This window comes from Kushneria pakistanensis (assembly GCF_014652795.1).
Classification (GTDB): Bacteria; Pseudomonadota; Gammaproteobacteria; order Pseudomonadales; family Halomonadaceae; genus Kushneria; species Kushneria pakistanensis.
This window is the reverse complement of sequence record NZ_BMZM01000003.1, coordinates 176643-200620: the sequence shown is the minus strand read 5'-3', so window position 1 is coordinate 200620 and position 23978 is coordinate 176643. Positions and strand designations below refer to the sequence as shown.

General features: G+C 59.9%; 23 protein-coding genes. 10 read left to right on the top strand and 13 right to left on the bottom strand.

Going from position 1 to position 23978, the window contains the following annotated elements:
- Nucleotides 1-85: 85 nt before the first annotated feature.
- Nucleotides 86-820, bottom strand: coding sequence for a 30S ribosomal protein S2 (gene rpsB, locus IE123_RS11390; protein ID WP_189519097.1), 735 nt, complete (start codon nt 818-820; stop codon nt 86-88).
- A 300-nt stretch (nt 821-1120) separates the two neighbouring features.
- On the opposite strand from rpsB, the gene map reads away from it, so the two are divergent.
- From map to IE123_RS11360, 6 genes are all read left to right on the top strand, one after another.
- A complete protein-coding gene (gene map / locus IE123_RS11385; RefSeq protein ID WP_189518302.1) occupies nt 1121-1909 on the top strand; it encodes a type I methionyl aminopeptidase in 789 nt (262 codons plus the stop codon).
- Nucleotides 1910-1994: 85 nt separating this feature from the next.
- On the top strand, nt 1995-4694 hold the full coding sequence (locus tag IE123_RS11380; protein WP_189518300.1) for a [protein-PII] uridylyltransferase: 2700 nt from the start codon (nt 1995-1997) through the stop codon (nt 4692-4694).
- Between the two features lie 138 nt (nt 4695-4832).
- Entirely contained in the window at nt 4833-5177 is a 345-nt protein-coding gene (locus tag IE123_RS11375) for an ArsC/Spx/MgsR family protein (RefSeq protein WP_189518298.1), read from the top strand.
- Nucleotides 5178-5207: 30 nt separating this feature from the next.
- Nucleotides 5208-6233: a 2,3,4,5-tetrahydropyridine-2,6-dicarboxylate N-succinyltransferase gene (gene dapD / locus IE123_RS11370; RefSeq protein ID WP_189518296.1), complete on the top strand. Its 1026-nt coding sequence runs from the start codon at nt 5208-5210 to the stop codon at nt 6231-6233.
- 65 nt (nt 6234-6298) lie between these two features.
- Complete coding sequence (gene dapE, locus IE123_RS11365; protein WP_189518294.1) at nt 6299-7471, top strand: succinyl-diaminopimelate desuccinylase; 1173 nt, start codon at nt 6299-6301, stop codon at nt 7469-7471.
- Between the two features lie 4 nt (nt 7472-7475).
- Nucleotides 7476-7880 carry a hypothetical protein gene (locus tag IE123_RS11360; protein ID WP_189518292.1) on the top strand — a complete coding sequence of 135 codons (405 nt, stop codon included), beginning with the start codon at nt 7476-7478 and terminating at the stop codon, nt 7878-7880.
- Nucleotides 7881-7981: 101 nt separating this feature from the next.
- Here IE123_RS11360 and IE123_RS16290 read toward each other — a convergent pair whose 3' ends face one another.
- The gene (locus IE123_RS16290) at nt 7982-8437 is read right to left on the bottom strand and encodes a cold-shock protein (protein ID WP_189518290.1); all 456 of its coding nucleotides are present in this window, start codon (nt 8435-8437) and stop codon (nt 7982-7984) included.
- A gap of 178 nt (nt 8438-8615) precedes the next feature.
- Between IE123_RS16290 and IE123_RS11350 the strand changes: the two genes are divergently transcribed.
- Nucleotides 8616-8852: a SlyX family protein gene (locus IE123_RS11350; RefSeq protein ID WP_189518288.1), complete on the top strand. Its 237-nt coding sequence runs from the start codon at nt 8616-8618 to the stop codon at nt 8850-8852.
- 93 nt (nt 8853-8945) lie between these two features.
- Here IE123_RS11350 and trxB read toward each other — a convergent pair whose 3' ends face one another.
- Together trxB and IE123_RS11340 are read right to left on the bottom strand one after the other, a co-directional pair.
- A complete protein-coding gene (gene trxB, locus IE123_RS11345) occupies nt 8946-9923 on the bottom strand; it encodes a thioredoxin-disulfide reductase (protein ID WP_189518286.1) in 978 nt (325 codons plus the stop codon).
- Between the two features lie 168 nt (nt 9924-10091).
- A complete protein-coding gene (locus IE123_RS11340) occupies nt 10092-10280 on the bottom strand; it encodes a zinc ribbon domain-containing protein (protein ID WP_308430227.1) in 189 nt (62 codons plus the stop codon).
- A 261-nt stretch (nt 10281-10541) separates the two neighbouring features.
- Here IE123_RS11340 and acnA point away from each other — a divergent pair, with 261 nt between their 5' ends.
- Nucleotides 10542-13280, top strand: a complete 2739-nt coding sequence (acnA, locus tag IE123_RS11335) for an aconitate hydratase AcnA (protein WP_189518282.1) — start codon at nt 10542-10544, stop codon at nt 13278-13280.
- Nucleotides 13281-13375: 95 nt separating this feature from the next.
- On the opposite strand, the gene IE123_RS11330 is transcribed toward acnA, so the two are convergent.
- Nucleotides 13376-14026, bottom strand: coding sequence for a hypothetical protein (locus tag IE123_RS11330; protein ID WP_189518281.1), 651 nt, complete (start codon nt 14024-14026; stop codon nt 13376-13378).
- 161 nt (nt 14027-14187) lie between these two features.
- Nucleotides 14188-15411: a YeeE/YedE family protein gene (locus IE123_RS11325; RefSeq protein ID WP_189518279.1), complete on the bottom strand. Its 1224-nt coding sequence runs from the start codon at nt 15409-15411 to the stop codon at nt 14188-14190.
- Nucleotides 15412-15591: 180 nt separating this feature from the next.
- On the opposite strand from IE123_RS11325, the gene IE123_RS11320 reads away from it, so the two are divergent.
- Nucleotides 15592-17616: a S9 family peptidase gene (locus tag IE123_RS11320; protein WP_189518277.1), complete on the top strand. Its 2025-nt coding sequence runs from the start codon at nt 15592-15594 to the stop codon at nt 17614-17616.
- A gap of 78 nt (nt 17617-17694) precedes the next feature.
- Here the strand turns inward: IE123_RS11320 and trpS are convergent, their stop codons facing one another.
- From trpS to radC, 7 genes are all read right to left on the bottom strand, one after another.
- A complete protein-coding gene (gene trpS, locus IE123_RS11315; RefSeq protein WP_189518274.1) occupies nt 17695-18708 on the bottom strand; it encodes a tryptophan--tRNA ligase in 1014 nt (337 codons plus the stop codon).
- 111 nt (nt 18709-18819) lie between these two features.
- Nucleotides 18820-19167, bottom strand: coding sequence for a putative signal transducing protein (locus IE123_RS11310; RefSeq protein WP_229819720.1), 348 nt, complete (start codon nt 19165-19167; stop codon nt 18820-18822).
- Between the two features lie 4 nt (nt 19168-19171).
- The gene (locus tag IE123_RS11305) at nt 19172-20362 is read right to left on the bottom strand and encodes a class I SAM-dependent rRNA methyltransferase (RefSeq protein ID WP_189518272.1); all 1191 of its coding nucleotides are present in this window, start codon (nt 20360-20362) and stop codon (nt 19172-19174) included.
- 93 nt (nt 20363-20455) lie between these two features.
- Nucleotides 20456-21271: a bifunctional DNA-formamidopyrimidine glycosylase/DNA-(apurinic or apyrimidinic site) lyase gene (gene mutM / locus IE123_RS11300; protein ID WP_189518270.1), complete on the bottom strand. Its 816-nt coding sequence runs from the start codon at nt 21269-21271 to the stop codon at nt 20456-20458.
- 144 nt (nt 21272-21415) lie between these two features.
- Nucleotides 21416-21571, bottom strand: a complete 156-nt coding sequence (rpmG, locus tag IE123_RS11295) for a 50S ribosomal protein L33 (RefSeq protein ID WP_189518268.1) — start codon at nt 21569-21571, stop codon at nt 21416-21418.
- Nucleotides 21572-21635: 64 nt separating this feature from the next.
- A complete protein-coding gene (gene rpmB, locus IE123_RS11290) occupies nt 21636-21872 on the bottom strand; it encodes a 50S ribosomal protein L28 (protein ID WP_086620665.1) in 237 nt (78 codons plus the stop codon).
- Between the two features lie 203 nt (nt 21873-22075).
- Nucleotides 22076-22750 (bottom strand): RadC family protein, encoded by a 675-nt coding sequence (gene radC, locus IE123_RS11285; RefSeq protein WP_189518266.1) that lies wholly within the window; start codon nt 22748-22750, stop codon nt 22076-22078.
- Nucleotides 22751-22885: 135 nt separating this feature from the next.
- Here radC and IE123_RS11280 point away from each other — a divergent pair, with 135 nt between their 5' ends.
- Nucleotides 22886-23902, top strand: coding sequence for a zinc-dependent alcohol dehydrogenase family protein (locus IE123_RS11280; protein ID WP_229819719.1), 1017 nt, complete (start codon nt 22886-22888; stop codon nt 23900-23902).
- Nucleotides 23903-23978: the final 76 nt, after the last annotated feature.

The following is a 23978-nucleotide window of genomic DNA, read 5'->3' as shown; positions in this document are numbered from 1 at the left end:
CCTCAAAAAAAGGGGCCCTTGAGCCCCCTTTTGCACTGTCATTCACAGACACCGGCAGCGAACTCGACTGCCGGTACTGGTGACATTACTCGGAAGCAGCTTCAGCCGCTTCGTCGACTTCAACGAACTCGTCGCCGCTGCCTTCCTTCGACTTGGCACAGGCATTGGCGATCGCCTGTACATAAATCTGGATGGCGCGAATGGAGTCGTCGTTGCCGGGGATGATGTAGTCGACACCGTCCGGATCGGAGTTGGAATCCACAACACCGATGACCGGGATACCCAGCTTGTTGGCTTCGTTGATCGCGATACGCTCGTGATCAACGTCAACCACGAACAAAACGTCCGGCAGGCCGCCCATGTCCTTGATACCACCGATGGAGCGCTCGAGCTTTTCCTGCTCGCGCGTGGCCATCAGGACTTCCTTCTTGGTCAGCTTCTCGAAGGTGCCATCTTCATGCATGGCTTCGAGTTCGCGCAGGCGCTTGATGGACTGACGAATGGTCTTGAAGTTCGTCAGCATGCCACCCAGCCAGCGATGATTCACGAAGGGCTGACCCACGCGAGTCGCTTCTTCGGCGATGATCTTGGCTGCAGCGCGCTTGGTGCCAACAAACATGATCTTGTTGTTGTTGGCAGACAGACGCTCGACCACGGAGACGGCTTCGTTGAGTGCCGGCAGCGTATGTTCGAGGTTGATGATGTGAATCTTGTTACGAGCACCGAAGATGTATTTGCTCATCTTCGGGTTCCAGTAACGGGTCTGGTGACCGAAGTGGGCACCTGCCTTGAGCAGGTCACGCATATTGACTGACATGATGACTCTCCTGAGTATCGGGTTAAGCCTCCACGTACCCCATGGGTCCGACCGTTTTCACGGCACCCGGGACCATGTGTCGGTACATGTGTGGTCTCTGTGATGGTTCAAACGCTTTCCGGTATCGCCCATCCACGATACAAGTCTGTCATACCGGGACATGGATTGCAGGAAAACGCGCGGCTTTATACCATATAACGCTGTCAAGATGAAGCCGAACCTTGCTGATCACTGCCCCGTCTGCGCGCCGATGTTGATCCCATGTGTGCGTACGGCTTCCCATTTCGCTTACCACGAGTCGCCATGAACATCCCCATCCATAGTGCCGAAGATATCGACAAGCTGCGCATCGCGGGCCGCCTGGCCGCCAGCGTACTGGAGATGATCGAGGACCACATCCGCCCGGGCATTTCCACCGGTGAAATCGATCGCCTGTGTCAGCACTACATTGAAAACGACATCGCATCGATCTCGGCCACCATCGGCTATCACGGCTATCAGCACGCCACCTGTATCTCGCTCAACCATGTGGTCTGCCACGGCATTCCCGATTTTGGCAAGAAGCTCAAGAAGGGCGACATCTTCAATATCGATGTCACTATCATCAAGGATGGCTACTACGGCGATACCAGCCGCATGTTTGTGGTGGGAGACAACATCAAGGGCGAACGCCTGTCCCGCGTGGCACAGGAGTGCCTGTATGAGGCCATGAAAATCATGCGCCCGGGCGTGTGGCTGTCCAATATCGGCCGCGTTATTGAAAGACATGCCAATGACAACGGCTACAGCGTGGTACGTGATTTCTGCGGCCACGGCATCGGCCGCAGCTTCCATGAAGACCCGCAGGTGCTGCATTACGATGGCTACAATGAGCACAACGATGCCGAGCTCAAGGAAGGCATGTGCCTGACCGTTGAGCCGATGATCAATGCCGGCGACTGGCAGACCCGGGTACTCAAGGATGGCTGGACCGCCGTCACTCGTGACAAGAGCCTCTCTGCCCAGTGGGAGCACACCCTGATCATCACGGCGGATGGGGTGGAAGCCACCACGGTACGCCACGATGAGGACCTCGGGTTTCTGAAAGGCTGACCCGGGCGTCTTCATGCTCTCTCCGGCCTGCCACCGGCAGGCCCATGGCGAATGCTGCCGCTCACTGCCACCAGGGTAATGGCCCATGCTGCTGCACCACTATCGGTTCACTCCGGACACCACCCTGATCGACATCGAATCCCTGAAGGCGCGCCTTGACCGGGACGCCTCCCCCATCGCCGCCATACGGGAGGTGCTGGGCGATATTCGACGCCGCCTGGACGAGCGCTTCAAAAGCGGTGCCGACATTCGCGATCTGGTGCTCGGCAGGGCCTGGTGTATCGACCAGCTTCTGGCGCTTTTGTGGTCACGCCTTGACTGGTGTGATGACGGCATCGCCCTGATCGCGGTGGGCGGTTACGGTCGTGGGGAACTGCATCCGCACTCGGACATTGATCTGATGATTCTGCTGGAGGGTGATGACGACACGCCCTACCGTGAGCCGCTGACCGGTTTTATCACAATGCTGTGGGACATCGGGCTGGATATCGGCCATAGCGTCCGCTCGCTTGCAGACTGTGAACGCGAAGCGCGCGATGATGTGACCGTCATTACCAATCTGCTGGAAACGCGCACGATCGCAGGCGCCGATCGGCTTTTAGCGCGCATGCGAGAGCGGCTGGATCAGCCTGACATCTGGAACAGTGACGCCTTTTTTCAGGCCAAGCTTGCAGAGCAGAAGGCGCGCCATCAGCGCTTTAACAACTCAGAGCATCATCTTGAGCCCAATATCAAAAGCTCACCCGGCGGGCTTCGTGACATTCAGACCGTGACCTGGGTGGCCAAGCGCCATTTCGGCACCAATATCATCGAGGTACTGGTACAAAACGGCTTCATGACGGATGCCGATCTTCGCATTGCCAGTCAGAGCCGCGCCTTTTTGTGGCAGGTGCGCTACGCCCTGCACATGATCAATGAACGTGCCGAAGACAGATTGCTGTTTGATCATCAGCGCGCCATCGCAGCACTCTTTGGCTATCACGACACGCCCGGCCGACTGGGTGTTGAAGAGTTCATGCGCCGCTATTACCGCGTGGTGACCGCGCTGGTCGAGCTTAATGACATGCTGATCCAGAACTTCGAGGAAAACGTTCTCCAGCATGATCATGAGCCCGGGATCGTACCGCTCAACAACCGTTTCGAACTGCACGGACGCTATCTGCGCATTCGTGGCCCTCACGTTTTCAAGCGTCGCCCTTCTGCCCTGATCGAGATGTTTGTCCTGCTGGCTCAGCATCCTGACATCGAAGGCGTACGGGCAGCCACCATTCGCGCCATCCGGGACCATCGCCACCTGATCGACAACGGCTTTCGGGCTGACCTGCGCAACCGCGGCCTGTTTCTGGAGCTTCTGCGCGGCGGGGGCATGGTGTCACGCGAACTGGGCCGCATGGCGCGCTACGGCATTCTGGGCAAGTATCTGCCGCGCTTTGGCCACATCATTGGCCTGATGCAGCACGATCTTTTCCACATCTACACGGTGGATGCCCATACCCTGCGCGTGCTGGACGTCATCCAGCGCTTTCGCACCCGCGAAGGGCGCGAGGAGTATCCTCTGTGCGCCACGCTGATAGCGCGCGTGCCCAAGCTGGAACTCCTGTGGATCGCCGGGCTTTATCACGATATTGCCAAGGGCCGTGGCGGCGATCACTCCACCCTGGGCGCCCGGGACGTGCAGGGCTTTTGCAGTCGCCACGGTGTACCGCGCCGTGACACGCATCTGGTCAGCTGGCTGATCGAGCATCATCTCTTGATGTCCACGACCGCGCAAAAGCGTGACATCAGTGACCCGGAAGTCATCCGCGAATTTGCCGCCATCGTTCACGATGAGGTGCATCTCGACTATCTCTACCTGTTGACAGTGGCCGACATCAACGCCACCAACCCCACACTCTGGAACAGCTGGCGCGCTGCGCTGTTGCGTCAGCTGCACAACGAGACACGACGAGTACTGCGACGCGGCCTTGAAAACCCGCTGGACCGTCAGGAGTGGATCGAGGAAACCCGCGAGGAAGCCCGCGCCCTGACCCAGTGCATGGGCGGTGAATGTCTGGCCGTGGATGCCCTCTGGGAGACGCTGGGGGATGACTACTTCCTGCAGTACAGTGCCAGTGAAATCGTCTGGCATACCCAGGCCATCCTGCAGGCCGGTCCCGAGTTCATGCCCCTGATCCTGATCAGCGCGCCGACCGAGGACATGACCGACGGCGGCACCAAGGTCTTTATTCACACCCGCTCGGTCAACAATCTGTTTGCTGCCACGGCCGCCGCCATCGATCAACTGGGTCTGTCCATTCACGATGCCCGTATCGCCACTTCAAGCAATGACTGGACACTCAATACCTTCATTCTGCTCGACAGTGATGGCCAGGCCATCCGCGACCCGGCCCGACTCAAGGAGATCCAGGCGCATCTGATCGAGGAGCTCGACGACCCTGACGATTACCCGCGCATCGTCAAGCGCCATACCTCGCGCCAGCTCAAGCACTTTCGCGTGCCGACCCGGGTACTCATCGAACAGGACGAGACCAACCAGCGCACCGTGCTGGAACTGATCGCCGCCGACCGCCCGGGACTGCTGGCGCGCGTGGGGCAAATCTTCATGAGCTTTGATATCGCCCTGTCCGGGGCCAAGATTGCCACCCTGGGCGAGCGGGTCGAGGACGTTTTCTTCATTACCAATACACAGGGTGCGCCGCTGACAGACCCCGAACTTCAAAAGGCGCTGAGCGAGCGTCTGCGTGACGTATTGGACGTCGAGGCCGGCATCTCGACCAACCCATAGTCCCTGTTCTTTCCACAATCGGGCAGGTGCTGGAAACGGATAGGCGCTGGCTTTTGATAGCAGAGCCTTTCCCGATTTGAGCCTCGCCATACAGGGCGCCTATAATCGCCGCCCAATGCGTCACGAGAGACAATACTCATGCTGAAGCTTTATGGCCTTTCCAACTGTGACCGCTGCCGGCGCACTCGCCGTCGGCTCGAGGCCGAAGGTCACAGCGTCGAGATGCTCGACCTGCGACGTCTGGCCGATCAGGGCGGGCTGGAAGAGGCACTTCAGCATTTTCTGGCACACGTTGAATGGTCCACGCTGCTCAACCGCCGCAGCACCACCTGGCGCGGCCTGGATGATGCCGAGCGCAGCGATCTGGATCAGACGCGCGCCATGGCTTTGATCAAGGCACATCCGAGCCTGATCCAGCGTCCCATTCTCGACACCGGCACCCGGGTGCTGGTGGGCAAGGCCGCCGATGACTGGTCGGCCTGACCCCATACCCTTTTATTCAAGGAGTTTTTCATGCTGAGTTTTGCACTGGGTATCGGCACCCAGAACCGTCAGGGCGACTGGCTCGAAGTCTACTACCCCGCCCCGCTTCATACGCCGGACCGTGCACTTGTCGACACCGTGCGCAGCACGCTGGGTGCACCGGAAGGCAACGTGGCCGTAAGCTTTCTACCCGAGCACTGCGAAAGCCTGGCTGAGGCCCTGAGCCACGCCGGCAATGAAGCGCAGGCCGATATCGCCCGCGCCATGGCGGACAGCCGTCGCCCGCTGGTGGCCGTATTTCTGGAAGAGGATCGCGCCCCGGAAAGCGTGCCCGAGGTGTATCTCAAGCTGCACCTGCTGTCACATCGCCTGGTGAAGCCCCACGGTCTCAAGCTGGATGGCATGTTCGGTCTTTTGAAAAACATCGCCTGGAGCAGCGAAGGTGCCATCGATATCGAGGAACTCAACGATCGTCGCCTGAAGGCGCGTCTTGAAGGTCGGGCTCTCTCGATCGACTGTGTCGACAAGTTCCCGAAAATGACCGACTACGTAGTGCCAAAGGGTGTGCGCATTGCCGACACGGCACGTGTTCGTCTGGGCGCTTATCTCGGCGAAGGCACGACCGTCATGCATGAAGGCTTTTGCAACTTCAATGCCGGCACCGAAGGTCCGGGCATGGTGGAAGGCCGCATCTCGGCCGGCGTCATGCTGGGCAGTGGCTCTGACCTGGGCGGCGGCGCCTCGACCATGGGAACGCTTTCCGGTGGTGGCAACATCGTCATCGGCACCGGCGAAAATTGCCTGATCGGTGCCAACGCCGGTATTGGCATTCCGCTGGGCGATCGCTGCACGGTAGAAGCCGGTCTCTACATTACCGCAGGCGCCAAGGTGGCCGTTCTCGACGACCAGGGCGAACTGGTAGACACTGTCGCAGCACGCCAGCTGGCCGGTCAGAGTGATCTGCTGTTTCTGCGCAATTCGCAGACAGGCCGTCTGGAATGTCGCACCAACCGCAGCGCCATCGCACTCAACGACGCCCTGCACGCTCATAACTAAGACGCTGCCAGCGCTGTCCATACATCCGGGCGTTCTCATGAGCGCCCGTTGAACGAATGAGATTCATGCACAAGGTTTTCGACAACGCCCCCGCCAACACTCAGACACCCAGTGAGACGCTGACGCTGGCCCTTGATCTGCTTTCAAGAGCTTCGGTCACACCCGAGGATGCCGGCTGTCAGACCCTGATCGGCGAGCGTCTGGCGTCGCTGGGCTTCCATCTGGAGTGGATGGATCAGGGCGAGGTGCGCAATCTCTGGGCCGTGCGCGGTCACGGCGGGCCCACACTGGTGCTGGCAGGCCACACCGATGTCGTGCCAACAGGTCCTGAACATCTGTGGCAGACACCGCCCTTCTCCCCCTGTATCGATGATGACGGCTACCTGCGCGGGCGCGGGGCTGCCGACATGAAGGGGTCACTGGCCGCCATGGTCACCGCTGTCGAGCGTTTCGTGAGCGCACGTCCCGATCATCCGGGGCGGATTGCCTTTCTGTTGACCAGCGATGAAGAGGGTCCGGCCCGGGACGGCACCCGCGCCGTGGTTGAAATCCTGCGTGCTCGCAGTGAGCCCATCGATTACTGCATCGTCGGCGAGCCTTCCTCCGAGGCGCGCTTTGGTGATGTCATCAAGAACGGTCGACGCGGCTCGCTCAACGGCGTATTGCGTATTCAGGGCGTACAGGGCCATGTCGCCTACCCCCAGCTGGCACGCAATCCCATTCATCAGGCCATGCCGGCACTTGATGCGCTGGTCGCCGAGCACTGGGACAGCGGCAACGATTTTTTCCCGCCGACCAGCTTTCAGATTTCCAATATTCATGGCGGCACCGGCGCCAACAATGTCATTCCAGGCGAGCTGGAGGTGACCTTCAACCTGCGCTTTTCCACCGAAGTCACGGCGCAGGCGCTGCAGACGCGCATCGAGGCGCTGCTTGACGCACATGAACTGGACTGGCACATCGACTGGCAACTCTCCGGTGAGCCCTTCATGACCGTACCGGGCGAGCTGACCGAGGCTGTCAGTACAGCACTTTTTGACATCACGGGGACACATCCCCGACTCTCCACTGGCGGTGGTACCTCCGATGCCCGCTTTATTGCGACACTGGGGCCGCAGACCATCGAGTTTGGTCCGCGCAATGCCACCATCCATCAGCGCGATGAGCGCATTCTTGCCACGGACCTTGACCTGATGCGTCAGGCCCTTGAATCCACCCTTGACCGGCTGCTGCGATAATCCCATGGAGCACTATCCAGACATCGAGGTTTACCTTGCCTGCAATGACGCCGGGCGTATCTCGCAGTGGCTTTCCGAAGCGCTGGGCACTGACGTCACGCTTGAACGTGCCGGCAAACAGCAATGGCGGGCAGCCCCTGTCTTCAAGGGTCAGCGCCTGCCGGTTCTGCTGGTGGAAAATGCTGCAGACCGGCTGGCCAGTCTCTGGCTTGACAGTGATACCACGCCCTGGCCCAGGGATGTCGACTGTGCCCGAGCAGCCAGTCAGGCCCTTGAATGTGAAGTGCGCTGCTCGTTGGGCGGCTGGCAGCCCGGTGATGATCCCGACCGCTTTTTCCAGGTACTGTGCGATGGCAGCGAAGGCGTGATCCACTGGCCTGACGCCGGCCTTCAGGACACCAAAAAATGACGCCGTCCTGACGTTTCAAGCATCCAGCATGATAAAAAACGCCCCGTTTTGCGGGGCGTTTTCATGGTGTATTGCACGGATTCACGAATGAATGATGCCCGTCAGGTAATGACAGTCACATCCTCGGCCTGCAGGCCACGCTCGTTCTGGATGGAGTAATAACGTACCCGTTGCCCCTCGGCGAGCGTACGGTGTCCCTTGCCACGAATGGCACGAAAATGAACGAAGACGTCCTCGCCACCGTCACGGGTAATAAAGCCGTAGCCCTTGTTGACATTGAACCACTTGACCACCCCGATTTCGCGATCGTCCTTTTCAACTTCCACCACATTGGACAGCGTCGGTGTCAGCACATGCATCATTAATGTGGCGGCCTCAAGAGCAATGAAGGCTGCCACGGCAGACAGCGCCCAGATGACAACAAGACCCGGCTCCATGGCCATATTGTCAATGGCAACAGGGCTTGCAAGATAGACAAGAAAACCTGCCAGTACCGGCGTCAAAAGCGCCAGCAGCAGGCTGATAATGGTACAGCGCCAGATGGTTTTTGCACTCATGACGATACTCTGTTTTAAACGTTTATCGGATTGTTTACGTGCACCGTTCGCCTCCCGTGTGTTCCCGTGATGCCCTTTATTCACGGACAGGCGAACCCAGCCACCGGCCGTGAGGCCGGATGTTTAACGTACGGAGATCGACGACATGAAAACACCTCCGCAACAAGCTGATTCTAACATGCACATTGACATTACGCTTAAGCAGGTGATAGAGCGCGCTAACGATATGGAAAGCCGTCTTGCCTGGCAGGAGGATTGGCTGGAGCGTCTGGATGAAACACTGATTGCACAAAACGCCACCATTGAACGCTTGGAGCGTCTTTGCAACCTCATGGCGCAGCGTCTGGGAGAACAGCGTGAAAGCCTGGAATCCATGCAGTCCGACAGCGCCCATGAGCGGCCGCCGCATTACTGAAGACAGGCAGGATATCAAGCGTCAACAATCGAGCATAAAAAGGGGGAAGGCCTGAGCCTTCCCCCCTGTCATCACGATGATTGTTCGGGTCGCTCACCAGGCCGCATGCGGCACGCTCGGGTCAAGCCCATCGAGATAGCGTTCGGCATCGAGTGCTGCCATGCAGCCGCTGCCGGCCGAAGTAATGGCCTGACGGTAGATCTGATCGGCCACATCACCAGCGGCAAAAACCCCCGGGATGCTGGTAGCGGTTGCGTTGCCCTCAAGGCCTGACTTCACCGTGATGTAACCATCCTTCATCTCGAGCTGACCCTGGAAAAGATCCGTATTGGGACGATGCCCGATGGCCACGAAAAGGCCGGGTGCCTGAAGCTCGCGCGTGCTGCCATCCGTCATGGACTTGAGTCGTACACCGGTAACGCCGGAAGCATCGCCGAGCACCTCATCCACCGTGGTATTCCATTCAATCGCCATGTTGCCGTTCTCAACCTTGTCAAACAGCTTCTGCTGCAGGATCTTTTCGGCGCGAAGGCTATCGCGGCGATGAACCAGCGTCACTTTTGATGCGATGTTGGAGAGATAAAGCGCTTCTTCCACGGCCGTATTGCCACCGCCTACCACGACCACTTCCTTGTTGCGATAGAAGAAGCCATCGCAGGTCGCACAGGCAGAAACACCCTGCCCCTTGAAGCGGTTTTCGGACTCGAGACCAAGATAAAGAGCGGTGGCACCAGTGGCCACAATCAGCGCGTCGCAGGTATAGGTACCGTTGTCGCCCTTCAGCCTGAAGGGGCGCTCGGTCAACGTCACTTCATTGATGTGATCGATGCGAATATCGGTGTCAAAGCGCTCGGCATGACGGCGCATGCGCTCCATGAGCTCAGGGCCCTGTACACCGCCGTCATCACCCGGCCAATTGTCGACATCCGTGGTGGTGGTCAACTGCCCCCCCATTTCCATGCCGGTCAGAAGCACCGGCGAAAGGTTGGCGCGTGCAGCGTATACCGCTGCGGAATAGCCGGCCGGGCCGGAACCCAGAATAATCAGCGGATGATGGCTGGCATCACTCATGACATACCTCAATACAGATCGATAAGGATTGAATGGCGCTCAGTGTAACACTGCACCTCGCCCGCTTCAGCGCCTGAACCGCCATCGTGAGACATGAGCATCATTGTGAGTGCGCAGGCGGTCTGGCGCCAATCGGTGATGGCAATGGCCGTCATTGCCCAGGTCGGTTCAGGCCTCGTCATCACGCGCGAGGATGACCGACTCCAGGGTGTCATCAAAGGGAGATATCGTCACTGTGACGGCAATGGGCGCACAGCACCACTGACAGTCAATCCAGGTGCTGTGGGACCCCTGACTGGTATCGATGTCAATATCATTCATGGCATCGCAGTAAGGGCAATTGTCCTGCCATGACATTAGCCATTGGTCGCACATGAAGGGCTTTCACCTTGAAATACTTGAACGAAACAGGCGGTAAACTGTTATGCTAGCGCCACGAAGTTTGTCGACAATGTAGGCAGGCCGACGCAAAGCAATATTGCAGGTATGCTTACTATACTCATCAGGGAACCCAGCACGTTTCCTGATGCGGCGTACCGGCCATGCGTTATCGCCTCTCCTGACGGAGGTTATCAAGCTGCATGGTGCGGGTCCGGAATCCGATGATGAGGAGGCCTCATGAGCCCTGATAACACCAAAGGCACGCTCAGCGAGCTGAAGGTCGGTAACAGCACCTACCACTACTATAGTCTCAAAAAGGCAGCCGAGCAGTACGGCGATTTTACGCGCCTGCCCTTTACCCTGAAGGTGCTGCTTGAAAACCAGCTGCGCTTTCAGGATGGCGTCACCGCCACTGAAGACGACATTCAGGCCCTGGTGGACTGGCAGAAGGAAGGTCGTTCCACGCGTGAGATCGGCTATCGTCCGGCCCGCGTCCTGATGCAGGATTTCACAGGTGTCCCCGGTGTAGTTGACCTTGCCGCCATGCGTGACGCGGTCGCCAAACTGGGTGAAAAGCCTTCCCGCATCAACCCCCTCTCCCCGGTCGACCTGGTCATTGACCACTCTGTCATGGTGGATGACTACGGCAACGCGCAGGCGTTTGAAGACAACGTCAAGATCGAGATGCAGCGTAACCTCGAGCGCTACGAGTTTCTGCGCTGGGGTCAGCAGGCCTTTGACAACTTCAGCGTGGTTCCCCCCGGCACCGGCATCTGCCACCAGGTCAACCTTGAGTACCTGGGCAAGTCGGTCTGGACGAAGGAAGAAGACGGCAAGACCCTTGCCTTCCCCGACACGCTGGTCGGCACCGACTCTCACACCACCATGATCAACGGTCTGGGCGTTCTGGGCTGGGGCGTTGGGGGTATCGAAGCCGAAGCGGCCATGCTGGGCCAGCCGGTGTCCATGCTGATCCCCGAAGTCATTGGCTTCAAGCTTGAAGGCAAGCTCAAGGAAGGCATCACGGCAACCGACCTGGTACTGACGGTTACCCAGATGCTGCGCAAGAAGGGCGTGGTCGGCAAGTTTGTCGAATTCTACGGGGATGGCCTCAAGGATCTGCCGCTGGCCGATCGTGCCACCATCGCCAACATGGCCCCGGAATACGGCGCCACCTGTGGTTTCTTCCCGATCGATGATGAAACCCTGAACTACATGAAGCTGACCGGTCGCAGCCAGGAGCAGATCGAACTGGTAAAAGCCTATGCCCAGGAACAGGGCATGTGGCGCGAGCCGGGTCATGAGCCGATCTTCACCGACACCCTGTCGCTGGACATGGACACCGTCGAGGCGAGTCTGGCCGGCCCCAAGCGTCCGCAGGATCGTGTTGCCCTGACCGATATGAGCAACACCTTCGAGAAGCTGCTGGCCGATCAGGCAAAGGATGCGCCGGCCAAGGAAGAAGGCCGCTGGCAGAGCGAAGGCGGCAATACAGCGCCCTTTGTCGACAATAGCTTCAACGAAGATCCCAATATTGAGCACCGCGGGCACAAGTTCCGCCTGCAGCATGGCGCTGTCGTGATCGCCGCCATCACCTCCTGCACCAACACCTCCAACCCGAGCGTGCTGATGGCAGCAGGCCTGGTGGCCAAGAAGGCCGTCGAAAAGGGCCTGATGAGCAAGCCGTGGGTCAAGACCTCGCTGGCACCGGGTTCCAAGGTCGTGACCGACTATCTGGCTACGGCCGGGTTCCAGGAGCCGCTCAACAAGCTGGGCTTCAACCTGGTCGGCTATGGCTGCACCACGTGCATCGGCAACTCCGGCCCGCTGCCCGAGCAGATCGATACAGCCATTCAGGATGACAACCTGACAGTTGCCTCGGTCCTGTCCGGTAACCGTAACTTTGAAGGTCGTATCCATCCGCTGGTCAAGACCAACTGGCTGGCGTCACCGCCCCTGGTCGTGGCCTATGCGCTGGCCGGCAACGTACGCCTGGATATTTCCAAGGAGCCACTGGGCAACGACAGCAGCGGCAACCCGGTCTATCTCAAGGATATCTGGCCGTCCCAGAAGGAGATCGCCGAGGCCGTCGAGCGTGTTCGCAGCGACATGTATCGCAAGGAATACGCCGAAGTCTTTGACGGTGATGAAGCCTGGCAGTCCATCGACATCACCCCGGGTGAAGTCTATGAATGGTCGAAGGATTCCACCTACATCCAGCACCCGCCCTTCTTTGAAGGCATGGGTCGCGAGCCCGAGCCGATTCAGGACGTCAAAAACGCCAGCGTTCTGGCCAAGCTTGGAGATTCGGTCACCACCGACCACATCTCTCCGGCCGGCTCCATCAAGCCCGACAGCCCCGCAGGCCGCTATCTGCAGGAGCACGGTGTCGAGGTCAAGGACTTCAACTCCTACGGCTCGCGTCGTGGCAACCACGAAGTGATGATGCGCGGCACCTTTGCCAACGTGCGTATCCGCAACGAGATGCTCGACGGCGTTGAAGGCGGCATGACCCGCTACGTCCCCAGCGGCGAGCAGATGGCGATTTATGACGCCGCCATGAAGTATGCCGAGGAAGGCACGCCGTTGGTCGTGATCGCCGGCAAGGAGTACGGCACGGGCTCCTCGCGTGACTGGGCTGCCAAGGGCACGCGCCTGCTGGGCGTGCGCGCCGTCATCGCCGAATCCTACGAGCGTATTCACCGCTCCAACCTGATCGGCATGGGCGTTCTGCCGTTGCAGTTCCCGGAAGGTGAAGATCGCAACTCGCTGGGCATGACCGGTGACGAGACCATCAGCATCTCGGGTCTGAGCGATCTGACACCAGGTGCCAGCGTGAAGGTCTCCATCACCTTTGCCGATGGCAGCACCAAAGACCTCGACGCGCTTTGCCGTATCGATACCGTCAACGAGCTGGAGTACTACCGTCACGGCGGGATTCTCCACTACGTGCTGCGCAGCATGCTGCCGAAGTAAGCAGCAGTTCCTGCCATACCAAAAGGCCCCATCTTCGGATGGGGCCTTTTTCATGGCAATTTCCATGACGGGTTACCTGCAGTCCAGCAGGCGGGTCAGGTGCGCGACAGGACCTGTCTGCGTGCCCACAGCCACAGCTCGAAAATGGCCAGCAGCATGAGCGCATAGCCCAGCGTCTCGATACCCTCTTCTACCGTGGACTTGATCTCATAAATGTACTGCGCCTTCATGATGGCTTCCCAGAAGATGCCGCGTCCCATCAGGCGCGAGAAGACGTAAAGCGTCAGCATACCGCTCAAAAAAAGCCCGAAGGACATCTGCTGCATATAACGACAGCATTCATCCAGTACACGCAGACGATGTCGTACCAGATATACGATGGCCGGCACCAGCACCAGTGTCACCAGCCACTGCCACAGCCCATCGAACACGCGGTCAAACAGGAAATCCTGTTCACGAATCAGTGATGCCAGCAAAAAGGCAAACATCAGCACGGTACCGTGGCGGTAGATTCCCATGGCACGAGTCTTCCACAGCAGCACCAGACTGAGGACCAGCATGACGCTCTGGGAAATTTCGGCAAAGGAGGCTTCGGTGAACTGATCATCAAGCGCTTTGGGCAGTGCATCCCAGTACATGCATTGACAGATGAGAGCAATAAAGAAGAGATAGGCAACGTAGCGATAAATGCTGTTGAGTGTCTGCTGCCGTTCAGCAGGCGTGGAAAGCATGGTGGGATCTGACATGAGACTTCCAGAAATCGTAAGCGTGTTAACGAGTCATTATAATGCCCCGCTTCTGGAACAGAATGAAAAATTTACCGGAATGTCTCCTGGAGAAACCGGGCAGGGCCCCGGAGACGCCATTCGGCATCTCCGGGACTCTCATTTTACGCAATATGACAGGATCAACAGCCGCTGACGGCCGGACGTGCGGGCTGATTGAAAAAGAAGGGACGAAGCTTCACACCGACCATGTTGCCGGCAAAGGCAAAGATCATCCATAACCAGCCATGCAGGCTGCCGGAGGCAATGCCGCTGAAATAGGCGCCGATGTTGCAGCCAAAGGCGATGCGCGCGCCATAGCCCAGCAGCAATCCACCGAGTACACAGGCCGCCAGCGAACGCAGCGGAATGCGCAGGCTCGGCCGAAACCTTCCCGCCAGCGCGGCCGCCAGCATGGCGCCCAGCACAATTCCGATATTCATGACGCTATTGATGTCATGCCAGATGCTCTGGCCCAGCGCCTGAGCATTGCCCGGCTGCTGCCAGTAGCTCCACTGCCCCGGATCCATACCCGCTGCCTGCAGACCCTTGGCGCCCCAGAGCGCAAAGGCAGACGTGATTCCCCAGGGCTTGCCGGACAGGGCAAGCGTTGCAAAATTGAGCAGCGCCAGCGCCACGGCGCCGAACAGCAGCGGCCAGGGGCCACGCAGCCAGCGAGCCGAGCCACGACGCTCGGCGGGCACGGCGGCGGCTTCCAGCGTGCCATGTCGACGGCGCTCCAGCAGTACGGTCAGCGCCGCAATGGCGGCAAAAAGCACCAGGCTTGTTGCAATACCGGGCACGGCCCCCAGCTCGACCAGTGATACCGGCTCAAGGGCCGGCAGGGCCATCCACCAGTCAAAATTGATGGTGGCCAGCACCGAACCGACAATAAAGAAAAGCAGCGTCACCATCATGCGGGCATTGCCGCCGCCGGCCGTGAACAGCGTGCCCGACGCGCAGCCGCCCCCCAGCTGCATGCCAATCCCGAACATGAAGGCCCCCACCACGACAGACACGCCAATGGGCGAGACAAATCCTCGTACCGGATGGTCGAACAACGTGCCAGCGGACAGGGCCGGAAAGAAAAGCAGTACCGCAATGGCCAGCAACACCATTTGCGCGCGCAGACCACGGCCGCGGCGTTCGATAATGAACACGCGCCAGGCCGACGTGAATCCGAAGGCGGCGTGGTAGAGCACCAGCCCCAGCGCGCCACCGACCAGAATCAGCGCCCCCTGTGTCATGCTGATGGCACTGCCCACTGCCAGTATTGCAACCAGCAAAAGCGCTGCCGCGCCCCAGACAATCGGGGATTGATGCAGAGGCCTCTGCTGATGCTGATCTGCTGCAGTTACCTGCGCCATACCTTTACTCCAGAAATAAAAAATTCGTTATCCATATTCTATAGGCATAAACGCAGCGTCTGAAATAAAAGCTGGCTAACGAACTCATCAGGCCCGGGAGACCAGGGTGCGTTATGCTGTCGGGATCGAAATGTTACCGTAGACAGATACGGTCACCGGCTATCGGTAAAGGAGCTCATGATGCGCTGGATCAATGTAGAACTGACTGGCGTGCCAGCCAGCCAGACCCCCTCGGCAGGCACCGGCCGTGCAGAGGATGTGCCACTTATCGAGCGGCAGCGTCTGTTTGGCAATCCCAGTCGCGTCCAGGGGCGCCTGAGCCCCGACGGACAGTGGCTCTCCTGGATCGCGCCCCATAATGACGTGCTGAACCTGTGGGTGGCCCCCGCTGACCAGCCTGAGCAGGCACGAACCCTGACACAGGAAGACACCCGCCCGATCCGCAGCTACTTCTGGTCCCCCGACAGTCAGCAGCTTTTGTACGTCAACGATCAGGGGGGCGACGAAAACTTTCGCCTGTATGGCGTCAGCGTTGAAAGCGGCGAGCAGCGCATCCTCACCCCGCAGGAAGGCGTACGCGTGCAGGTGCTGGGCGTCAGTCGCCATATCCGGGACTACATCATGGTGGGCATCAACGACCGTGACCCGCGCTGGCATGACGTCTACCGGCTGAACCTCGACAGCGGCGAGCTGTCGCTGGTGCTGCAAAACGACGGCTATGGCGGCTTTTTGCTGGATGAGAATCTGGAGATCCGTCTGGCCGAGAAACCGCGTGCCGACGGCGGAGAAGACTTCTTTCGCGTCAATGATCTGACGGTCGAAAGCGAGCCGTTCACCTCCATCAGTTTTGAGGACAGCGCCAATACCGGACCGGCCGGCTTTACCCGCGACGGACGTACCATGTACTGGATCGACAGCCGTGGTCGCGATACGGCGGCGCTCACCGCACAGGACTGGGAAAGCGGCGAATCACGCGTGATCGCCCAGTCACCAAAAGCCGATATTACCGGCATCATGGCCGACCGGGAAAACCACGATATCCAGGCCTGGGCAGTGGACTACCTGCGCACCGAATGGACCGCCATCGATCCAGCCATCGGTGAGGAACTTGCCTTTCTCGACGACAGGCTCAAGGGTGATGTCAACGTCACCTCGCGTACCGATAATGACCGGCGCTGGATCGTGGTCAACGACCCGGTCACCGCGCCGGCCGAGACATGGCTGTTTGATCGCGACACGCGCACGCTGACCTCGCTGTTTGTCAGCCGCCCGGAACTTGAAGGGGCACCGCTGACCGGCATGACGCCGCTGGAGCTCACCTCACGCGACGGCCTGACGCTGATCTCCTACCTGACCCTGCCCAACGGCAGCGATGCCAGCGGCTTTACCAGACCTGCTGCACCGCTGCCCATGGTACTGCTGGTCCATGGCGGCCCGTGGGCGCGCGACAGCTACGGCAGCAACAGCTATCACCAGTGGCTGGCCAACCGCGGTTACGCAGTGCTCTCCGTCAATTACCGTGGCTCGACCGGCTTTGGCAAGTCCTTCACCGCCGCCGGCGATGGCGAGTGGGGCACCACCATGCATGATGATCTGATCGATGCCGTCAACTGGGCCATCGACCAGGGCATTGCCGACCCCAAAAGGGTCGCCATCATGGGTGGCTCCTACGGCGGCTATGCCACGCTTGCCGGTCTTACCATGACGCCCGAGGTGTTTGCCTGCGGCGTGGATATTGTCGGCCCTTCGAACCTGACCACGCTGCTGGACAGCATTCCGCCCTACTGGGAAGCCGGTCGTCAGCAGATGTATCGTCGCATGGCCGACCCAAATACCGAGGAAGGCCGTGAATGGCTGAAGGCGCGCTCGCCGCTGACTCATGCCGATCGCATTCAGCGACCGCTGCTGATCGGTCAGGGCGCCAACGACCCGCGCGTCAAACAGGCCGAAAGCGACCAGATCGTGGAGGCCATGCGCGAGAAATCGATTCCCGTTACCTATGTGCTCTTTCCCGATGAGGGCCACGGCTTTGCCCGTCCGGCCAATAACATTGCCTTTAACGCTATCACCGAGGCGTTTCTTGCCGAGGCACTGGGCGGGCGATTCGAGCCGATTGGTGAGGCGCTGACGCCATCTACCGTGACCGTACCGCATGGCGCCGAGTACACGCCTGGACTCGAAGCGGCGCTTGACGCCACGTCCTGATCAGGCAACGCCTGGCAACAAAAGGGCCGCCTTCATGAGAAGGCGGCCCTTTTAATATCCGGCACGATCAGGCACTGATCAGACGAATCGCCCCAGTCCCACGGCCGGTCGCAGACGCTCCAGCAGCGTATTGGCCTCGGCGCGGGCGCGCTCGGCCCCCTTCTGCAGTACCGATTCGATGTGATCCGGGTCCTGCATGAGCCGTTCATACTCACCGCGCGGCCCCTCGAGCTGCGCATTGAGGTGCTCAAACACCGCATTTTTGGCATCGCCCCAGCCGATCCCCTCGGCATAGCGCGTACGCATGGCCTGCTCCTCGCTTTCACTGGCAAAGGCCGAGTAGATCTGAAACAGCGTGCAGGTCTCGGGGTCCTTTGGTTTGCCCGGCTCCAGCGAGTTGGTCTTGATCTTGCGAATCAGCTTCAGGAGCTTCTTCTCGGAGGAGAACAACGGAATGGTATTGTCGTAACTCTTGGACATCTTGCGTCCATCCAGCCCGTTAAGGGTCTGCACGCGCTCATCCACGACCGCCTCGGGCAGCGTAAAATAGTTGCCCTTGTAGAGGTGATTGAAGCGCCCGGCCATGTCGCGGGCCATCTCGATGTGCTGTACCTGATCGCGCCCGACCGGCACACGATTGGCGTTGAACATCAGGATGTCGGCCGCCATCAGCACCGGATAGCTGAAAAGCCCCATGGTGATGCCACGATCGGGATCCGGACTGCCCCCCTCCTCGTTTTCGGCGACCGCTGCCTTGTAGGCATGCGCCCGATTCATCAGTCCCTTGGCGCAGACGCAGGAGAGCATCCACGCAAGCTCGGTGGTCTCATGAATATCCGACTGGCGATAAAAGATAGCGTTGTCCGTATCCAGCCCCAGCGCCAGCCAGGTCGCAGCAATCTCGAGACGCGACTGCTGCACGCGTTTGGGATCGCTTGCCTTGATCAGGGCATGCAGATCGGCCAGAAAGTAGTAGGACTGAACGCTCTCGTCCTGACTTGCGGCAATGGCGGGGCGAATGGCACCGACATAATTGCCCAGATGGGGGGTACCGGTCGTGGTAATGCCGGTCAGTACTCGTGTGCTGGTCATGAACGCAACGTCTGCTCGGTAATGGAAAACGGCGCGGATGAGATCATCGCGTGGAAGTGCCCACAGTGTAACGCGCGCGGCGCGCACGGGCGACAGCCTGGCTGACAGCTGCTATGGATCGGGGCGCTCAAGCCCGCACTGCCAGCAGGTATCAAAGTGCGCGTCGTGCCACTCGCCACAGTGCTGGCAGCGCCAGCCTTGTGACAGTCGCGCGCCGGGAGACGATTCGATTTCCAGTGCCTGACGCCACTGATCGATGATCGCGCGGGCACGCGCCTCGTCCTCCGGAGTCACCCACAGCTGGGGCTCGCAGTCGATGGGGGCCAGATCCCCCATCCCGCCGGCCAGCGTCCAGTTGCGAATCTCGCAGGCAACGCCGGCCACTTCGAGCAGGTTGCGCACATGCCCCACCAGCAGGCTGTTGGGATGCTGAAACACGCAGACCCGGTGCGTCATCATGATCTCAGTCGCGGAAGATCCGCACGCCCATGGCCTTGAGATAGGCTGTTTCGGGAATGGACGGATGAATGGGATGATCACCGGCCTGGTGCCCCTGATAAATCAACTGGGCATGGCGGTCCTGATGACGCGCCGAGCCGCGCACGATATCGATCAGCCGGTCGCTGGCCAGGTGCATCGAGCACGATGCCGACATCAGCAGACCATCGCGACCCAGCAGGCGAATCGCTTCGCGATTGAGCTTGCCATAGGCCCGCTCGCCGGCGTTGATGTCCTTGCGCTTGCGAATGAATGCCGGCGGATCCAGCACGATCACGTCAAAGACTTCGCCCTGCGCCTTGAGCTGGGCAAGCATCTCAAAGGCATCGCCCTGCAGCGTGGAAACCCGATCTTCTACCCCGTTGAGCGCGGCATTGCTCATGACGCGCTCAAGCGCCGGCGCGGAAGCATCCACACAGACTACTTCCGAAGCGCCGCTGGCTGCGGCCTGCACGCCCCATCCGCCGACATAACTGAACACATCCAGCACCCGCTTGCCAGCGACCTGAGTGTTAAGCCAGGCGCGATTGTCACGGTGATCAAAGAACCAGCCGGTCTTCTGTCCGCCCACGACATCGGTTTCAAAGCGCACCCCGTTTTCTTCCAGCGCCACGGCGCCGTCGAGTTCGCCCTGAACGATCTCGACCTGCTCGTCGAGCTGCTCCAGGCGACGCCCCGCGGTATCACCGCGCAGCACGATCACGCGCGGCGAGAGGACCTTGTTGAGCGCATCGATGATCTCGTCGCGCACCTTCTCCATGCCCAGCGTATTGAGCTGAACCACGACTACATCATCAAAGCGGTCCACCACCAGACCGGGCAGCAGATCCCCTTCGCCATGTACCAGACGATAGAACGGACGTGCAAAAAGACGCTCACGCAGGGACAGCGCCTGCTTGAAGCGATGCACCAGCAGGGAGCGACTGAGCATCACGTCGGTATCACGCGAAACAATGCGCCCGCAGATCAGTGAATTGGGGTTGACGTAGGCCACGCCCATGGCGCGGCCGTTGGCCGCCTCAACGATGGCCTGAGCACCTGGCTCAAAGTCCTTGAGCGGCGTTTCGGCAATATCGATCTCATTGGAGTAGAGCCACAGGTGGCCCGCCTTGAGACGGCGATCGGCATTTTTCTTGAGACGAAGACGTTGGGTCACGACAGTTTCCAGAATGGGTGATAAAAGGGGCAGTAGCGTATTGCCCGCCATTCTATCAGCTGGGCATATCCGCAGCAGTGTGTTCCAGGGTAACTAACGCTGACAGTGCGGGCAGAACACGCTGGCGCGCTGGCCGATGGTCATTGAACGAAGCTCATGGCCACAGTTGCGGCACGGCTCACCGCCACGGCCGTAGACGTTGAGTCGCTGAACAAAGTAGCCGGGCTCGCCACGGCCACTGACAAAATCACGCAGCGTGGTCCCGCCCTGTTCGATTGAAGCGGCCAGCACCTGCTTGATGGCCTCCGCCAGGCGCTGATAGCGCGCGCGGGACACCTTGCCGGCCTCGACGCGTGGATCGATGCCGGCCATGAACAGCGCCTCGGCGGCATAGATGTTGCCCACGCCCACCACGACGGCGCTGTCCATGATGAAGTTCTTGACCGCCACACGCTTGCCGCGCGAGCGCTGATACAGATGAGCGCCACTGAAGTCATCACTGAGCGGCTCGGGTCCAAGACTTGCCAGGCGCCGATCATCGAGCGGATCACCTTCGATGAAATCCACCAGTCCGAAGCGACGCGGATCGTGATAACGCAGCACCAGATCGGAACTCATGACCAGATCGATATGGTCATGCTTGCGTGGCTCGGTGCCGATCTCGACCAGGCGCAGACTGCCCGACATGCCCAGATGCCATAGCAGATGGCCACCGGCCACCGGCAGCAGCAGATACTTGGCCCGTCGGGCAATCTCGCCAATGCGCTCACCGGTCAGGCGCTCGGGCAGATGGCCGGGTACGGGAATGCGCAGACGATGATGACGAACAATGACTTCATTGACTTCAAAACCCGCTACCCACGGCGCAATACCGCGGCGGGTCGTTTCGACTTCAGGCAGCTCGGGCATGGAAATCCGGCGTAGTGGCGTTGATCAGGAGGTCGCGGCGCAGAGGATAGAGGCCTCATGGCCAACCATCAGATACAAAAAGACCCGGCCATGACCGGGTCCTTTCAGGCCACCCTGTCGGGTGGCACGTCAAGTCAGGATCAATTACTTGATCTTGGCTTCACGATAGATGACATGCTTGCGTACGACGGGATCGTACTTCTTGAACTCAAACTTGTCAGGTGTGTTGCGCTTGTTCTTGTCGGTCGTATAGAAATGACCGGTACCCGCGCTTGAAACCAGCTTGATCTTGTCACGCATGTTACTGCTCTCCGCATTCAAGCGCGCCGGGCGCTTGAGGTGTGATCATGAAACGATCGTCGTCTCAGACGCTCAGCCCATTGGCACGCAGGTCCTTGAGGACCACTTCGATGCCCTTCTTGTCGATGATGCGCATGCCCTTGGAGGACAGGCGCAGCCTGACAAAGCGCTTCTCGGATTCGACCCAGAAACGATGCGTATGCAGGTTGGGAACGAAACGACGACGCGTCTTGCGCTGAGAGTGGGAAACGTTGTTACCAGTCACCGGACGCTTGCCGGTAACCTGACAGACTTGTGACATGGAAGCCTCCAGCCGTGAGCCCAATGGGCCCCACATGAGTGTCTATTAAGTATCGGGCAAACCGGTGAGAAGTGGCAGGCGATACGCCTCCCTGCCCCCTGTTCATAACCCGCAGAAAGTCAAAGGGCGTACTTTATACCAGAGCGCCCCCTGATCGGCAAGCACACTGGAAGATAATTGCCTGTGCGCCGGTATTATTAGCCCTACAGCCAGCCTCGCTCGGCAAAGGAGGCGACGTCGCCATCGCCGACTACAAAATGATCCAGCACTCGAATGTCGAAAAGCCCCAGTGCCTCGACCAGCCGTGTGGTGATGTGACGATCGGCATCGCTGGGTTCGGCCACACCGGAAGGATGATTATGAGCAAAGATCACGGCGCCGGCATTGAGCGCCAATGCCCGCCGGGCCACTTCGCGCGGATAGACGGCGGCGGCATCCAGCGTGCCGGTAAAGAGCTTTTCAAAGCGCAGTACCCGATGCTGACTGTCCAGAAACAGGGCCGCGAATACCTCATGGCCCAGATCGCGCAGATGGGCGCTTAAAAAGCGTCGCACCATGGTGGGGGAATTGAGCGCGTCGCCGCGCATCAGAAGCGTTTCCAGGTGCCGACGCGACAGCTCGAGCGCCGCCTGCAGCTGCACGTACTTGGCATCGCCCAGCCCGTGCGCCTGACAAAACGTGCCACGATCGGCTTCCAGCAAGGGCCGCAGCCCGCCGAATTCGCTTAAAAGATCACGCGCCAGATCCACCGCCGAACGCCCCTTGACGCCCACCCGTAAAAAGATCGCCAGAAGCTCGGCATCCGACAGCGCCTGCGCGCCCAGATTGATCAGCTTTTCCCGCGGCCGCTCGCCTTCCGGCCAGTGACTGATACTCACCACCCCTCCTTTAACAGCATATCCTGATAAAGGGTTAACGGCGTTTGCCCCCGAAACTGAAACCATACGCGACTTTTGCCCCACCCCTGCACCCGCTACGCTTGATCTATTACCCGGTTAATTTTAAGGAGACTCATGATGCGGCTTTATACGCTACCCAAGACCGGCGCCATCAGTGATCTAACCCTCGCCGAGCGCGACACACCTCGCCCGGCGCGTGGCCAGGTGCTGGTGCGCATGCGTGCGGCGTCACTCAACTACCGTGATCTGATGATCGTCACCGGCAGGTATGGCCGCGGCGGCGTTGCCCAGGATCGCGTCCCGCTGTCTGACGGCGCCGGTGAGGTGGTCGAGATCGGTGAGGACGTGACCCGCTTTGGAGTCGGTGACCGTGTGGCCGGCATCTTCATGCAGAACTGGCTGGGTGGTGAGGTCAACGACAGCCACCCGGGCTCGGCGCTGGGCGGCGCCGTGGACGGCGTGCTCAGCGAGTACGTGCTGTTCGACCAGCAGGGACTGGTCACACTGCCCGAGCACCTTTCCTTTGAGGAAGGCGCAACCCTGCCCTGCGCCGCCGTCACCGCCTGGAATGCCCTGTATGCGGGAAAGTCGCCGCTCAAGGCCGGCGACAGCGTACTGCTGCTGGGTACCGGCGGTGTCTCCATGTTCGGTCTGCAGTTTGCCCGCGCCGCCGGCGCCCGTGCCATCCAGACCTCCTCCAGCGATGACAAGCTCGCCCGCGTGCGCGAGCTGGGCGCTGATGACACCATCAACTACCGCCAGACGCCCGAGTGGCAGGAAGAAGTTCAGCGTCTGACCGACGGGCGTGGTGTGGACCATGTGGTGGAAGTGGGCGGCGCCGGCACCCTGCCGCGCTCGATTGAATCCGCCCGTCTCGGCGGCCAGGTCAACCTGATCGGCGTGCTGACCGGAGGCGAGATCAACCCGACCGACATCATGCGCAAAAGCGTCCTGATGCGGGGCATCTTTGTGGGCTCACGCGAGATGTTCGAGCAGATGAACCGCGCCATTGCTCATCACCGCATCAAGCCCGTTATCGATCGCACCTTCGGCTTCAATGAGGCTCGTGCTGCGTTTGAACACCTTGAAAGCCAGCAGCATCTGGGCAAGGTCGTTATCACCCTCGACTGAGACACTCCACAACACTGCCGGGCGCACCCGCCCGGCAATGCTGATAAGGGATCTCGCTTCCTGGCATATTGGCGGA